Raw genomic sequence first — 14888 nt, 5'->3', positions numbered from 1 at the left:
GAATGGAACAGGCTGATGAATAGCTCTTTATCTCGTCTTGGCATTTCGCTTTTTGTTGCCATGTTTGCGCCTGCATTGCTGGCTGCAAACCTAGAAGCTCTAGATGTAGCTTCGCTACCTGGTGACAAGGTCGAGCTGAAACTCACATTCGACGAGCCTGTTGCCGCCCCGCGTGGCTACACCATTGAACAACCTGCTCGAATTGCACTGGATATGCCAGGTGTGGCCAATAAGCTGGGTACGAAGAATCGTGAACTCGGTGTGGGCAATGCGCGTAGCGTGACAGTGGTCGAGGCAAAAGATCGTACTCGCCTGATTATCAATCTTTCTACTCTCGTCCCATACAGCACCCGTGCCGATGGCAAGAATCTCTACGTGGTGGTTGGTGATACTGCGAATGTAAGTGCCGCGCAAAGTGCTTCAAGCGCGGTTCCCCAGTCTGTGCAGGCATATGCCCCCGTCGGTCGTGCAATCAAGGGCATTGACTTCCAGCGCGGCGAAATGGGAGAGGGGAATGTTGTTATCGATTTGTCCGATCCGACTGTGAGCCCTGACATTCAGGAGCAGGGTGGAAAAATTCGTTTGGACTTCGCCAAAACCCAGCTGCCGGAAGCGCTGCGTGCCCGCTTGGATGTGAAGGATTTCGCCACCCCTGTTCAGTTCGTTAATGCAGTGGCCAAGGGCGATGGCGCCACCGTAACTGTGGAGCCTACAGGCTTCTATGATTACCTAGTTTTCCAGGCGGATAACAAGCTGACCATCAGTATCAAGCCGCTAACTCAGGATGATGTCGAGAAGCGTAAGGCTGAACGTTTTGCCTACTCCGGCGAGAAGTTGTCGCTGAATTTTCAGGATATTGATGTTCGTTCGGTTCTGCAGCTGATTGCCGATTTCACCGATCTCAATCTGGTGGCTAGCGACACGGTGCAGGGCAACATCACTCTGCGTCTGCAGAATGTGCCGTGGGATCAGGCGCTGGATCTGGTACTGAAGACTCGTGGCCTCGACAAACGCAAGGTGGGCAATGTGCTGCTGGTGGCTCCTGCCGATGAGATTGCGGCACGGGAGCGTCAGGAGCTTGAAGCCAAGCAGCAGCTAGCTGAACTTGCTCCGCTGCGTCGGGAAGTTGTTCAGTTGAACTATGCCAAGGCTTCCGATATCGCCAAGCTGTTCGAAGATGCGGGCGAGCAAGGCTCTCTGGATAAAGACATGCGTGGCAAGATCATTTTCGATGATCGAACCAACAGCCTCATTGCTTATTTGACTCAGGAGCGCATAGACGAACTGCGTCGGATCGTGACTCAGCTCGATATTCCGGTGCGTCAGGTGATGATCGAGGCTCGCATCGTTGAGGCCAATGTGGATTTTAACAAAGAGCTGGGTGTCGAGTGGCGTGGTGTGGGCCTTGGAGATAACAATTGGGTAGCAGGTGGTACCAATAGTGTCGAGAAAGGCACAGATCCGCTTGAGTTTCAGGCCGGTAACTTTGTCGATCTTGGTGCAGCGGGTCGTACTGCTGGGCTGAACCTGGGCTTCATCACCGATAACACCTTGCTGGATCTTGAGCTGTCGGCCATGGAAAAGACCGGTAACGGTGAAGTCATTTCCCAGCCGAAAGTCGTTACCTCCGATAAAGAGACCGCCAAGATCCTCAAGGGTGCGAAAATTCCGTACCCGGAAGCCTCCTCCAGCGGTGCTGCGACTACGGCTTTCGCTGAAGCCAACTTGTCCTTGGAAGTCACCCCGCAGATTACCCCGGATAACCGGGTGATCATCGAAGTGAAGGTCAACAAGGATGCGGCAGACTTCTCCAATCAGGTGAATGGCACGCCATCCATCCTGACCAACGAAGTGAATGCCAAGGTACTGGTAAGCGATGGTGAGACCATCGTGATCGGCGGTATTTTCAGCAATACGCAGTCCACGGCTGTCGACAAGGTGCCGCTGCTGGGCGATATGCCTTACATCGGCCGCCTGTTCCGTCGCGATGTGGTTCAGGACTCCAAGTCTGAACTGCTGGTGTTCCTCACTCCGCGTATCATGAACAATCAAGCCATTGCAGTGAGCCCGTGATGCTGTGCGGAATTTGATACTGGTTGGCCCGATGGGGGCTGGTAAAAGCACCATCGGGCGATTGTTGGCGAAAGAATTGAAGCTGCAGTTCAAAGATTCAGACAAGGAAATCGAGCAACGTACCGGTGCCGATATTCCTTGGATCTTTGATGTGGAGGGCGAGCAAGGCTTTCGCGAGCGCGAGCAGTCGATGATCGCGGAGCTTTGCGAGCTTTCTGGTGCAGTGATCGCGACGGGTGGCGGTGTGGTGTTGCGGCCGGAGAATCGTCAGGCTCTCAGTTCCGGTGGTCGTGTTGTCTATCTGCATGCGTCAGTTGAGCAGCAGTTGGATCGCACTTCCCGTGATCGAAACCGTCCGCTTTTGCGCAATTCAGATCCCGCTAAAGTGCTCGGTAGTCTGATGGAGATTCGCGACCCGCTGTACCGCGAAATCGCTGATGTGATTGTCGAGACCGATGAGCGCCCGCCACGCATGGTGGTTCAGGAGATCATCGACCGACTCGATGCACTTGCTCCCCATTAAAGGACGGACCTAACTGCGCTATCCTAGGGCCCTTTCATAACGGGGGCGTCATGCGGACTCTTACAGTCGATCTAGGTGAGCGCAGTTATCCCATCTACATAGGGGCAGGTTTGCTGGCTCGTGCCGACCTGTTCAAGGCGCATCTGGCGGGTCGCCAGGTGGCCATTGTCACCAATGAAACCGTTGCCCCTCTCTATTTGAAGCAGCTTGAGGCCAGCTTGTCTGGCTGTGAACTGACGGCGATCGTGTTGCCCGATGGCGAGGCTTTCAAAACCTGGGAAACCCTTCAGCTGATTTTCAACGGCCTGTTGCAGGCTCGACATGATCGCCGTACTACTGTGATCGCCCTGGGCGGCGGTGTGATTGGTGATATGGCGGGCTTCGCTGCAGCCTGTTACCAGCGTGGGGTGGACTTCATTCAGGTGCCGACCACGCTGCTGTCCCAGGTCGACTCGTCGGTTGGCGGCAAAACCGGGATCAATCATCCGTTGGGCAAGAACATGGTAGGGGCTTTCTATCAGCCTCAGGCGGTGATTATTGATACCACGGTGCTGGCAACCCTGCCTGCGCGCGAGTTGTCCGCCGGCCTGGCTGAAGTGATTAAGTACGGCCTGATTTGCGATGAAGACTTTCTCGCCTGGCTTGAGCAGCACATCGATGCGCTGCGCGCTCTCGATGGCCAGGCGCTTATCGAGGCAATCGAACGCTCCTGTGCCGCCAAGGCGCGGGTTGTCGGGGCGGATGAGCGTGAGTCCGGGCTGCGTGCGATCCTTAATCTCGGCCATACATTTGGCCATGCCATAGAAACCCATATGGGCTATGGCGTCTGGCTACATGGCGAAGCGGTTGGCGCTGGAACTGCAATGGCGCTCGAGATGTCTACGCGCTTGGGGTGGATATCCTCTGATGAGCGAGATCGCGCGTTGCGGCTGCTGATCAAGGCCGGTCTGCCGGTGGTGCCGCCGGCTGAGATGACGCCCGAGCACTTCCTCGAACACATGGCGGTAGACAAGAAGGTTCTCGATGGCCGTCTGCGCCTGGTGTTGTTGCGCCGCATGGGTGATGCCACCGTGACCGATGAATTTCCGCGTGAAGTGTTGGATGCCACGCTGAGTGCTGATTACAGCGCTCTGGTGGCACAACTTGATCAATAACGAGAGCTCCATGACCAGTCTGCATGCCGATGAGGCCTATCTGGGCCATTACCAGTTCAGCCATGACCCGTTCGCTGCACGCGTTCCTGGTTTTCGTTTCTTCCCGGCGCAGCGCAAACCGGTGCTCGGGCAGCTGCATCATCTCGCGCGCTACAGCCAGCTACTGTTGGTGGTTACTGGCCCGCTCGGTAGCGGCAAGACACTGCTGCGTCAGGCGCTGGTTGCCAGTACCAACAAGCAGGCTGTGCATAGCGTGGTTGTCTCTGCGCGTGGCGCGGGAGATGTGGCCGGTGTTCTCCGCCAGGTTGCTCAGGGATTGGCAATTCAGCAGCTGGATGTGCGCAGTATCCTGGCGCACATTGCCCAGTTGGCGCTTACGGGTCAGGAAGTCTACCTGTTGGTCGACGATGCCGAGCTGTTGGCAGATGCTGCCATTGAAGGTCTGCTGACGCTGGCGGCGGGTACCGCCGAGGCTCGCCCGCATGTCTTCCTGTTTGCCGAGCCTGAGCTTGTCTCGCGTCTGGAGGCTCTGGCTGACGGTGAGGAGCGCTTCCATGCCATCGAGCTGCTGCCTTACAGCGAGGATGAAACTCGCGAATATCTGGCGCAGCGCCTGGATGGTGCAGGTCAGGGTATCGAGTTGCTTACCGATGACCAGGTCAGCGATATCCACATCAGCTCCGGCGGCTGGCCCGGCGGGATCAATCAGATTGCGCGCGATGTGCTGATCGAGGCGATGTTGGCGCAGCGCAGTGCAGCGAGTGCGGCAAGTGGTGCGCTGGGTTTGCCGAAGAAGCATCTGTTGGCGGTGGCAGTGGTGGTCCTTGGGCTGGGTGCCGCCTGGTTCATGCAGGGGCGCCAGGAGCTTGCGGCTGTAGATACGCCAGTCGCGGTGCTGCCTGATGCGGTGGCGCCCGTAGCGGCAACCGAGAGTGCCGCGTCGGCGCCAGCTACCAAGCCTGAGGGGGGCGCCGCTATAGAGTTCGCCGGCACCAGCCAGCCGTTGCCCTTGCCTCTTGTGGGTGAGGCGCAGCCGGTTATTCGTGAGCCCTTGGCGCAGGCATCCGGCATGGACGAAGGTGAAGAAGGCGGTGAGGCGGAAAGCCTGACGGCTTTGCCTTCTGCTCAGCCTATTGCCCAGGTGGATCCAGTCGCCACGCCAGCACCAGTCGCTCCGACTGCGCCTGCAGTGCCGGTTGCTCCAGTGCAGCCGGTCGCTGCGGTTGCTGCGGTTGCTCAGCCGGTGCGGCCTATTGCCGCGCCAGCTCCCGCTCCGGTGGTGGCGGCCAAGCCCGCTCCCGTAGTCAAGCCGGTAGAGGTCAAGCCTGCGCCAGTCGCGGTGGCCAAGGTTGGTTCTGCCAGTACCGGTTGGTACGGTGCGCAGCCAGCCAGTCAGTTTGCCCTGCAGATTCTCGGTACCCGTTCCGAGGCAGGTGCGCAGACCTTCGTGAGCAAGAACGGCGCCGAGTACCGCTACTTCAAGAAGATGCACCAGGGGCAGCCGCTGTATGTGGTGACCTACGGCAAGTTCTCCAGTCGGGCGGCGGCGCAAGCGGCGATCAAGTTGCTGCCGGCTAGCGTGCAGGCGGGCAAGCCGTGGCCACGCAGTTTTGCCAGTATCCAGCAAGAGGCGGTGCAGGCTCGTTAGAGCTTGCCTTGGATCTCTTGATCGTCGGCCATGCTGCGTTGCAGCGCAGTAACAGCCGCAGGCTGGTCAATTGGGTTCGGAAAGCCGCTTGGGGCTAACGCGCTTCAGCGCGGCCCGAAGGGCGAGTGCAGCGAGTACTGCTCATTTACAGCTCGTAAACTCCGCGCCCTCGCCCAATTGCGCCTTGCCCGGCTCTAGCTCAAAAGATCCCAGGCAGGTTCTAAGTGGCCTGTGATTTGCCTGTCATTTGGTGACCGGTCGGTGCTAGCACGAGCCGCCGGTCGCTGCCTTTCGCTAGTGCGACATAAGAATTCATCCCGCCGTCACGAAGATTTGTGACGTCAGGGGTGCGTATGTACAATGTCTGCCCTTTGCCTGCACCAAGCTGGAGCTTGCTCCTGCGCGCGTGGCAGGTAGGTCGATGAATTAGAAAGCAATTTGCCTTTAAAGGCAGCCTGGTGAGAGTCCCTATGAAAGCAGGTCTGTACCATCCTGATGAGTTCAAGGATAACTGCGGCTTCGGTTTGATCGCCCATATGCAGGGCGAGGCAAGCCATCACTTGCTGCAGACTGCCATTGAAGCCCTGACCTGTATGACCCACCGCGGCGGGATTAACGCCGACGGCAAGACCGGTGACGGTTGTGGTCTGCTGATCCAGAAGCCGGACCAGTTCCTGCGCGCCATGTCCGTGCAGCACTTCGGCGTCGAGCTGCCGCAGCAGTACGCCGTTGGCATGGTGTTCTTCAACCAGGACAACGCCAAGGCCGAAGCCGCACGCGAGAACATGAACCGCGAAATCCTCGCCGCCGGCCTGACCCTGGTCGGCTGGCGCAAGGTGCCGGTGGATACCAGCGTACTCGGCCGCCTGGCCCTGGAGCGCCTACCGCAGATCGAACAGGTGTTCATCGGCGGTGAAGGCCTGTCCGACCAGGAATTTGCCATCAAGCTGTTCAGCGCCCGTCGTCGTTCCTCGGTGGCCAACGCCGCCGACACCGACCACTACATCTGCAGCTTTTCGCCCAAGACCATCATCTATAAAGGCCTGATGATGCCGGCCGACCTGCAGCAGTTCTACCCGGACCTGGGTGACGAGCGCCTGCAGACTGCCATTTGCGTCTTCCACCAGCGCTTCTCCACCAACACCCTGCCGAAATGGCCGCTGGCGCAGCCGTTCCGCTTCCTCGCCCACAACGGCGAGATCAACACCATCACCGGCAACCGCAACTGGGCCCAGGCCCGTCGCACCAAGTTTGCCAACGAGCTGATCCCCGATCTGGAAGAGCTCGGCCCGCTGGTCAACCGCGTCGGTTCCGACTCCTCGAGCATGGACAACATGCTCGAGCTGATGGTCACCGGCGGCATCGACCTGTTCCGCGGCGTGCGCATGATCATCCCGCCGGCCTGGCAGAACATGGAGACCATGGACGCCGACCTGCGTGCGTTCTATGAGTACAACTCCATGCACATGGAGCCGTGGGACGGCCCGGCCGGTGTGGTGCTGACCGACGGTCGCTACGCGGTCTGCCTGCTCGACCGTAACGGCCTGCGCCCGGCGCGCTGGGTCACCACCAAGAACGGCTACATCACCCTCGCCTCGGAAATCGGCGTGTGGGATTACCAGCCGGAAGACGTGATCGCCAAGGGCCGTGTCGGTCCGGGGCAGATCCTCGCGGTGGATACCGAGACCGGCCAGGTGCTCAACACCGACGACATCGACAACCGCCTGAAGTCGCGCCACCCCTACAAGCAGTGGCTGCGTCAGGGGGCCGTGCGCATCCAGGCGACCCTGGCCGATGACCAGGGCGTGGCCAGCTACGACGCTGACCAGCTCAAGCAGTTCATGAAGATGTTCCAGGTCACCTTCGAGGAGCGTGACCAGGTGCTGCGTCCGCTGGCCGAACAGGGCCAGGAAGCGGTCGGTTCGATGGGCGATGACACGCCGATGGCCGTGCTGTCCAAGCGCGTGCGCTCGACCTACGATTACTTCCGTCAGCAGTTCGCCCAGGTCACCAACCCGCCGATCGACCCGCTGCGCGAAGCCATCGTCATGTCGCTGGAGATCTGCCTCGGTGCCGAGCGCAACATCTTCCAGGAGTCGCCTGCGCATGCCAGCCGCGTGATCCTCAGCTCGCCGGTGATCTCGCCGGCCAAGTGGCGTTCGCTGATGGCCCTGAACGAGCCGGACTTCGAGCGCCATGTTATCGACCTCAACTATGACGAGAGCATCGGTCTCGAAGCCGCGGTGCGCAATATTGCCGACCAGGCCGAAGAAGCCGTGCGTGCCGGCAAGGCGCTGCTGGTGCTGACCGACCGTCACATCGGCCCCGGCAAGCTGCCGGCGCACGCCTCGCTGGCGGTCGGTGCCGTGCACCACCGTCTGACCGAGACCGGCCTGCGTTGCGACAGCAACATCCTGGTTGAAACCGCCACTGCCCGTGACCCGCATCACTTCGCCGTGCTGCTCGGTTTCGGCGCTTCGGCGGTGTACCCGTACCTCGCCTACGAAGTGCTGGCCGACCTGATCCGCACCGGCGAAGTGCTCGGCGACTTGGACGAAGTGTTCAAGCACTACCGCAAGGGCATCTCCAAAGGCCTGCTGAAGATTCTCTCGAAGATGGGTATCTCCACGGTTGCTTCCTACCGCGGCGCGCAGCTGTTCGAAGCCGTTGGTCTGGCCGAAGAAGTGGTCGACCTGAGCTTTCGTGGTGTGGCCAGCCGCCTGAAAGGCGCGCGCTTCGTCGATATCGAGGCCGAGCAGAAACTGCTGGCCGCCGAGGCCTGGAACAACCGCAAGCCGATCCAGCAAGGCGGCCTGCTCAAGTTCGTCTACGGCGGCGAGTACCACGCCTACAACCCGGACGTGGTCAACACCTTGCAGGCCGCCGTGCAGCAGGGCAGCTACGACAAGTACAAGGAGTACGCATCGCTGGTTGATACCCGCCCGGTATCGATGCTGCGTGACCTGCTGCAGGTCAAGCTGGCCGAGCAGCCGCTGCCGCTCGATCAGGTCGAGCCGCTGCAGGCGATCTTCAAGCGATTCGATGCCGCCGGGATCTCCCTCGGGGCCCTGTCGCCGGAAGCCCACGAAGCCATCGCCGAGGCGATGAACCGCATCGGTGGTCGTTCCAACTCCGGTGAGGGCGGCGAAGACCCGGCCCGTTACGGCACCGTGCGCAGTTCGAAGATCAAGCAGGTGGCCACCGGCCGTTTCGGCGTGACCCCGGAATACCTGGTCAATGCCGAAGTGCTGCAGATCAAGGTGGCCCAGGGCGCCAAGCCCGGCGAGGGCGGCCAGCTGCCCGGCGGCAAGGTCAATGGCCTGATCGCCCGTCTGCGCTATGCGGTACCCGGCGTGACCCTGATCTCGCCGCCGCCGCACCACGACATTTACTCGATCGAAGACCTGTCGCAGCTGATTTTCGACCTCAAGCAGGTCAACCCGCAGGCGCTGGTCTCGGTCAAGCTGGTAGCGGAAGCCGGCGTCGGCACCATCGCCGCAGGTGTGGCCAAGGCCTATGCCGACCTGATCACCATCTCCGGCTATGACGGCGGCACCGGCGCTTCGCCGCTGAGCTCGATCAAGTACGCCGGCAGCCCGTGGGAACTCGGCCTGGCCGAAACCCACCAGACCCTGCGCGGCAACGATCTGCGCGGCAAGGTCCGGGTACAGACCGACGGCGGCCTGAAGACCGGCCTCGACGTGATCAAGGCCGCCATCCTCGGCGCCGAGAGCTTCGGCTTCGGTACCGGGCCGATGGTCGCCCTGGGCTGTAAATACCTGCGCATCTGCCACCTGAACAACTGCGCCACCGGCGTCGCCACGCAGAACGACAAGCTGCGCAAGGACCACTTCATCGGTACCGTCGAGATGGTGGTGAACTACTTCACCTACGTCGCCGAAGATACCCGCGAGTGGCTGGCCAAGCTGGGCGTGCCGAGCCTGGGCGAGCTGATCGGGCGTACCGACCTGCTGGAAATGCTGCCGGGTGAAACCGCCAAGCAGCAGCACCTCGACCTGTCGCCGCTGCTCGGCAGCGATCACGTACCGGCCGACAAGCCGCAGTTCTGCGAAGTCGACCGCAACCCGCCGTTCGACCAGGGCCTGCTGGCCGAGAAGATGGTCGAGCTGGCCAAGGCCGCCATCGCCGACAAGAGCGGCGGCGAGTACGAGCTGGATATCTGCAACTGCGACCGTTCGATCGGCGCGCGGATTTCCGGCGAGATCGCCAAGCAGCACGGCAACCAGGGCATGAAGGACGCACCGCTGACCTTCCGCTTCAAGGGCACCGCCGGGCAGAGCTTCGGCGTATGGAACGCCGGCGGCCTGCACATGTACCTCGAAGGCGACGCCAACGACTACGTCGGCAAGGGCATGACCGGCGGCAAGCTGGTGATCGTTCCGCCGCAAGGCAGCCCGTTCAAGACCCAGGAATCGGCGATCATCGGCAACACCTGCCTGTACGGCGCCACCGGCGGCAAGCTGTTCGCCGTCGGCACCGCGGGTGAGCGTTTCGCCGTGCGCAACTCCGGCGCTCACGCCGTGGTAGAAGGCACTGGCGACCACTGCTGCGAATACATGACCGGCGGTTTCGTTTGCGTGCTGGGCAAGACCGGGGTCAACTTCGGTTCCGGCATGACCGGCGGCTTCGCCTACGTGCTCGACCTGGACAACAGCTTCGTCGACCGCGTCAACCACGAGCTGGTGGAGATCCAACGCATCAACAACGAAGCCATGGAAGCCTACCGCAGTCACCTGCGCGGCGTGCTGGCCGAGTATGTGGCGGAGACTGCCAGCGAGTGGGGCAGCAACCTCCTGGAAAACCTGGACGACTACCTGCGCAAGTTCTGGCTGGTCAAACCGAAAGCGGCCAGCCTGGGCTCGTTGCTCAGCAGCACCCGTGCTAACCCGCAGTAATTGCGCCTGAAGTAGTTTGATGAGGTTTTGAAATGACTGAACGTCTGAATAACGACTTCCAGTTCATCGAAGTCGGGCGCAAGGATCCGAAGAAGAAGCTCCTGCGCCAGCGCAAGAAGGAGTTCGTGGAAATCTACGAACCCTTCAAGCCGGCCCAGGCCGCCGACCAGGCACACCGTTGCCTGGGCTGCGGCAACCCGTATTGCGAGTGGAAGTGCCCGGTGCACAACTTCATTCCCAACTGGTTGAAGCTGGTTTCCGAGGGCAACATCCTGGCTGCCGCCGAGCTGAGCCACCAGACCAACACCCTGCCGGAAGTCTGCGGCCGCGTGTGCCCGCAGGACCGTCTGTGCGAGGGTGCCTGCACCCTCAACGACGGCTTCGGCGCGGTGACCATCGGTTCGGTGGAGAAGTACATCACCGACACGGCCTTCGCCATGGGCTGGCGCCCGGACATGTCCAACGTCAAGCCAACCGGCAAGCGTGTCGCGGTGATCGGTGCCGGTCCGGCCGGTCTCGGCTGCGCCGACGTGCTGGTGCGCAACGGCGTGACCCCGGTGGTGTTCGACAAGAACCCGGAAATCGGTGGCCTGCTGACCTTCGGCATCCCCGAGTTCAAGCTGGAAAAGAGCGTACTCAGCCGCCGGCGTGACATCTTTACCGGCATGGGCATCGAGTTCCGCCTGAACACCGAGATCGGCAAGGACATCACCCTGCAGCAGTTGCTGGATGAGTACGATGCCGTGTTCATGGGCATGGGCACCTACACCTACATGAAGGGCGGCTTCCCCGGTGAAGACCTGCCGGGCGTCAGCGATGCCCTCGACTTCCTGATCGCCAACGTCAACCGCAACCTCGGTTTCGAGAAGTCCGCCGAGGACTTCATCGACATGAAGGGCAAGCGCGTGGTGGTACTCGGCGGCGGCGACACGGCGATGGACTGCAACCGCACCTCCATCCGTCAGGGCGCCAAGTCGGTCACCTGCGCCTACCGTCGTGACGAAGAGAACATGCCGGGCTCGCGCAAGGAAGTGAAGAACGCCAAGGAAGAGGGCGTGAAGTTCCTCTTCAACCGGCAGCCCATCGCCATCGTCGGCGAGGACAAGGTGGAAGGCGTCAAGGTGGTCGAGACCCGTCTCGGCGAACCGGACGCCCGTGGCCGTCGCAGCCCCGAGCCGATCCCCGGTTCCGAGGAAATCATCCCGGCCGACGCCGTGCTGATCGCCTTCGGTTTCCGCCCGAGCCCGGCGCCGTGGTTTGCCGACTTCCAGATCGCAACCGACAGCCAGGGCCGTGTCGTGGCCCCGGAGCAGAGCCAGTTCAAGCACCAGACCAGCAACCCGAAGATCTTCGCCGGTGGCGACATGGTCCGTGGTTCCGACCTGGTGGTGACGGCGATCTTCGAAGGCCGTAACGCCGCCGAAGGTATTCTCGACTACCTCGGCGTCTGATCCTCGACGCCCCATCCTGGGGCGTCTGCGCGGCTAGGCCCGCTAGCCGCGCGGATCAATCCTCTCTCTACACAAAGCCCCAAGGTCACCCGCTGCCCGTCCTCGGTGCGCTGCCCGCACGCGCTGTGCCTGGCCGTCGTCGGCCTGGTACGACTCCTGCTTCGTCTCTTCACACACCCTATCCGGCTCGCCGCCTGGCGATGCCCATGACCGTCGTGAAGGAGTTTTTCCATGGACAAGCAGCAGATGAGTGCGGCCATCATCGAGGCCCGCCAGCGTCTCGACCTCAGCTGGGCCGACCTGGCCCGCGCTATCGAGATGTCGCCGGTGTGGACCACTTCGGCCTGCCTGGGCATGAACAGCATGCCGGCCGACAAGGCCGAGGCCCTGTGCCACAGGCTGGGCCTGCCCGGCGAGGTCGCCCTGGCTCTGCAGGCTTTCCCGCACAAGCACTGGGACAAGAGCGTGCCGACCGACCCGCTGGTGTACCGCTTCTACGAGATGATCAATGTCTACGGCGACACCATCAAGGAGCTGATCAACGAGGAGTTCGGCGACGGCATCATGAGCGCCATCGACTTCAGCATGGACATCTCGCGGGTTGCCGATCCCAAGGGCGACCGCGTGCAGATCGTGCTCAACGGCAAGTTCCTGCCCTACAAGGCCTGGTGACACAGGCGCGGCATAAGGTCGCGAAAGACGAAAGGCACGGCACTCGCCGTGCCTTTTGTTTTGGGGTCTGCGAAAATGCGCGCACTTTTTCTGCGCCACGCTGCGCGGCGCGTCTGTACTCCAGGCGCCCGCCCGGAGGAGGGGGACGCCGCCGAGCGCTGCCGCCATACTCCTGCCGTGAAGTTTCCCAGCCGCATTTCCAGGAATCCTGCCGATGTCCGTCCTGAAGAACGACCGTTTCCTCCGTGCCCTGCTCAAGCAGCCAGTCGACGTCACCCCGGTGTGGATGATGCGCCAGGCCGGTCGTTACCTGCCGGAATACCGCGCCACCCGTGCCAAGGCCGGCAACTTCGTCAACCTGATGAAGAGCCCCGAGCTGGCCTGCGAGGTCACCATCCAGCCGCTGGACCGCTACCCGCAGCTGGACGCGGCGATCCTGTTCTCCGACATCCTCACCATCCCCGATGCCATGGGTCAGGGCCTGTACTTCGAGACTGGCGAAGGCCCGCGTTTCCAGAAAGTGATCAGCAGCCTGGCTGACATCGAGGCCCTGCCGATCCCCGACCCGGAACAGGACCTGGGCTACGTGATGGATGCCGTGCGCAATATCCGCCGCGAGCTGAACGGCCGTGTGCCGCTGATCGGCTTCTCCGGCAGCCCCTGGACCCTGGCCACCTACATGGTCGAGGGCGGCTCGTCGAAGGACTTCCGCAAGTCCAAGGCCATGCTCTACGACAACCCGCAGGCCATGCACGCGCTGCTCGACAAGCTGGCGCAGTCGGTCACCAGTTACCTCAACGGGCAGATCAAGGCCGGCGTCCAGGCCGTGCAGATCTTCGACTCCTGGGGTGGCAGCCTGTCCGCGGCGGCCTACCAGGAGTTCTCCCTGGCCTATATGAAGAAGATCGTCGACGGCCTGATCCGCGAACACGATGGTCGTCGTGTGCCGGTGATCCTGTTCACCAAGGGTGGCGGCCTATGGCTGGAGTCCATGGCCGACACCGGCGCCGAGGCCCTGGGCCTGGACTGGACCTGCGATATCGGCAGTGCCCGCGGCCGGGTCGGTAGCAAGGTGGCCCTGCAGGGCAACATGGACCCGAGCGTGCTGTACGCCAACCCGGCGGCGATCCGCGCCGAAGTCGGGCGCATCCTCGCCAGCTATGGCCAAGGCAGCGGCCAGGTGTTCAACCTTGGCCACGGCATCACCCCGGAAGTCGATCCGGAGCATGCCAAGGCCTTCTTCGAAGCGGTGCACGAGCTGTCGGCGCAGTACCACGGTTGATTATTAGCCAATAAGAAAGGGCCGCTACTGCGGCCCTTTTGGCTTACGGCGCGGCGCTGGGAACCTCGGCCAGCAACTGGTCGATCACCGGGGTCATCTTGGTTTCCGTACTCTGGTACTTCTTTACGGCAAGCATGCCGCGGCCGCGGAAGCGGTAGTAGGCGCTGGCCAGCATCTGCCCGCGCTGGTCGCGGATGGTCAGCTCGGCCAGGGACAGATAGGTCACCACCGACCAGGAGCGGCGCGCCGTGTAGGTGAGCACCATCGGGCAACTGCCATCGGCTGGCTGCTGGATGCGGCGGGTACTGATGCCGTGGCGGGCGAAGCCACGTTCCACCACGCCGAGGAAGTCGTCGACCTGGACAGCCGGGTTCTCCTGGATGCACATCGAGTCGCTCGGGGTTTTCAGGGGTTCGACGCGAATCACCGTGCAGGCGCTGCTCAGGCCGATCAGGGCCAGCAGCACGAGAAGGCGGGTGCGGTACAGGGGCAGAGCGGGCATGTGCAGCTTCCTTGGATGATCGCCTGACATGCCGCCGAACGGCCACTGCGCCAGTGACAACGCCTGGGCATTGCCAGCTAAAACGAAGCCCGCGTCACGCTCGGCCGTGCCGGGTGATGCGGGCTGGGGCGGGATGGCCGAGTGGGCCGCCGCGGGGCTTACTTGACGGTGGCCAGGTCACCCTTGAGTGCAACACCGGCCATGATCGCGCCGGCGTGGCATTCGTAGTTCTGCGCGTTCTTGTACTCGATGTTCTTGTAGTTGCTGGCCAGGTTGACCACGGCATTGGCACCGGCGGCCTTGGCGGCGTTCTGGAAGGTGATCAGCGCCGATTGCAGGGCCCAGGAGCAGGCACCTTCGTCGCTCTTGTTGAAGGCGTTGGTCTTCTTGCTGGTGGTCACGCCCGACTTGATCACGCTGACCTTGCCCGCAGGCTGGGTGCCGGCCAGGTAGAACTTCACGCTGCCATCCAGGCGTCCGGCGGCGGTGGCTTCCTGCACGGCGGCCTGGAAGTCCGGGAACAGGGTAGTGTCGCGGGCCTGGCTGACGCTCGGCAGGGTAGCGGCACACAGCAGGGCGGCCAGGGTCCAGTTCTTCATTGTTTTCATGCTTCTCTCCTTGATGAGGCGTGGTTAAAGCGGGTTCTGCGCAAGGTGTGGCTTTGTTG

At 62.0% G+C, this 14888-nt stretch carries 10 protein-coding genes; 8 read left to right on the top strand and 2 right to left on the bottom strand.

Features of this window, described 5'->3' with window-relative positions; translation table 11 throughout:
• Positions 1-15 precede the first annotated feature (15 nt).
• The 8 genes from HNE05_RS18070 (at position 16) to hemE (ending at position 13719) form a co-directional block, all read left to right on the top strand.
• Positions 16-2073 carry a type IV pilus secretin PilQ gene (locus tag HNE05_RS18070; RefSeq protein WP_173209919.1) on the top strand — a complete coding sequence of 686 codons (2058 nt, stop codon included), beginning with the start codon at positions 16-18 and terminating at the stop codon, positions 2071-2073.
• A 4-nt stretch (positions 2074-2077) separates the two neighbouring features.
• The gene (gene aroK, locus HNE05_RS18065) at positions 2078-2596 is read left to right on the top strand and encodes a shikimate kinase AroK (RefSeq protein WP_173209917.1); all 519 of its coding nucleotides are present in this window, start codon (positions 2078-2080) and stop codon (positions 2594-2596) included.
• 50 nt (positions 2597-2646) lie between these two features.
• A complete protein-coding gene (gene aroB / locus HNE05_RS18060; protein ID WP_173209915.1) occupies positions 2647-3750 on the top strand; it encodes a 3-dehydroquinate synthase in 1104 nt (367 codons plus the stop codon).
• A 10-nt stretch (positions 3751-3760) separates the two neighbouring features.
• On the top strand, positions 3761-5398 hold the full coding sequence (locus tag HNE05_RS18055) for an AAA family ATPase (RefSeq protein ID WP_173209913.1): 1638 nt from the start codon (positions 3761-3763) through the stop codon (positions 5396-5398).
• 470 nt (positions 5399-5868) lie between these two features.
• Complete coding sequence (gene gltB, locus HNE05_RS18050; protein WP_173209911.1) at positions 5869-10314, top strand: glutamate synthase large subunit; 4446 nt, start codon at positions 5869-5871, stop codon at positions 10312-10314.
• Positions 10315-10346: 32 nt separating this feature from the next.
• Complete coding sequence (locus tag HNE05_RS18045) at positions 10347-11765, top strand: FAD-dependent oxidoreductase (protein ID WP_173209909.1); 1419 nt, start codon at positions 10347-10349, stop codon at positions 11763-11765.
• 231 nt (positions 11766-11996) lie between these two features.
• Positions 11997-12437 (top strand): cyanase, encoded by a 441-nt coding sequence (gene cynS, locus HNE05_RS18040; RefSeq protein ID WP_173209907.1) that lies wholly within the window; start codon positions 11997-11999, stop codon positions 12435-12437.
• Positions 12438-12651: 214 nt separating this feature from the next.
• Positions 12652-13719, top strand: a complete 1068-nt coding sequence (hemE, locus tag HNE05_RS18035) for a uroporphyrinogen decarboxylase (RefSeq protein WP_173209905.1) — start codon at positions 12652-12654, stop codon at positions 13717-13719.
• Positions 13720-13762: 43 nt separating this feature from the next.
• On the opposite strand, the gene HNE05_RS18030 is transcribed toward hemE, so the two are convergent.
• Entirely contained in the window at positions 13763-14221 is a 459-nt protein-coding gene (locus HNE05_RS18030; RefSeq protein ID WP_173209903.1) for an Sbal_3080 family lipoprotein, read from the bottom strand.
• Between the two features lie 158 nt (positions 14222-14379).
• Complete coding sequence (locus HNE05_RS18025) at positions 14380-14829, bottom strand: excinuclease (protein ID WP_173209901.1); 450 nt, start codon at positions 14827-14829, stop codon at positions 14380-14382.
• Positions 14830-14888 lie beyond the last annotated feature (59 nt).

It is taken from the genome of Pseudomonas campi, from assembly GCF_013200955.2.
In the GTDB taxonomy this organism is placed as follows: Bacteria; Pseudomonadota; Gammaproteobacteria; order Pseudomonadales; family Pseudomonadaceae; genus Aquipseudomonas; species Aquipseudomonas campi.
This window is presented reverse-complemented; position numbering and strand designations above follow the sequence as displayed.

Bases quoted from the DNA above. Each gene is read 5' to 3' on its own strand.
- cynS (WP_173209907.1), top strand. From the start codon at position 11,997: ATGGACAAGCAGCAGATGAGTGCGGCCATCATCGAGGCCCGCCAGCGT.
- HNE05_RS18055 (WP_173209913.1), top strand. From the start codon at position 3,761: ATGACCAGTCTGCATGCCGATGAGGCCTATCTGGGCCATTACCAGTTC.
- HNE05_RS18025 (WP_173209901.1), bottom strand. From the start codon at position 14,829: ATGAAAACAATGAAGAACTGGACCCTGGCCGCCCTGCTGTGTGCCGCT.
- gltB (WP_173209911.1), top strand. From the start codon at position 5,869: ATGAAAGCAGGTCTGTACCATCCTGATGAGTTCAAGGATAACTGCGGC.
- aroB (WP_173209915.1), top strand. From the start codon at position 2,647: ATGCGGACTCTTACAGTCGATCTAGGTGAGCGCAGTTATCCCATCTAC.
- HNE05_RS18045 (WP_173209909.1), top strand. From the start codon at position 10,347: ATGACTGAACGTCTGAATAACGACTTCCAGTTCATCGAAGTCGGGCGC.
- HNE05_RS18070 (WP_173209919.1), top strand. From the start codon at position 16: ATGAATAGCTCTTTATCTCGTCTTGGCATTTCGCTTTTTGTTGCCATG.
- hemE (WP_173209905.1), top strand. From the start codon at position 12,652: ATGTCCGTCCTGAAGAACGACCGTTTCCTCCGTGCCCTGCTCAAGCAG.
- HNE05_RS18030 (WP_173209903.1), bottom strand. From the start codon at position 14,221: ATGCCCGCTCTGCCCCTGTACCGCACCCGCCTTCTCGTGCTGCTGGCC.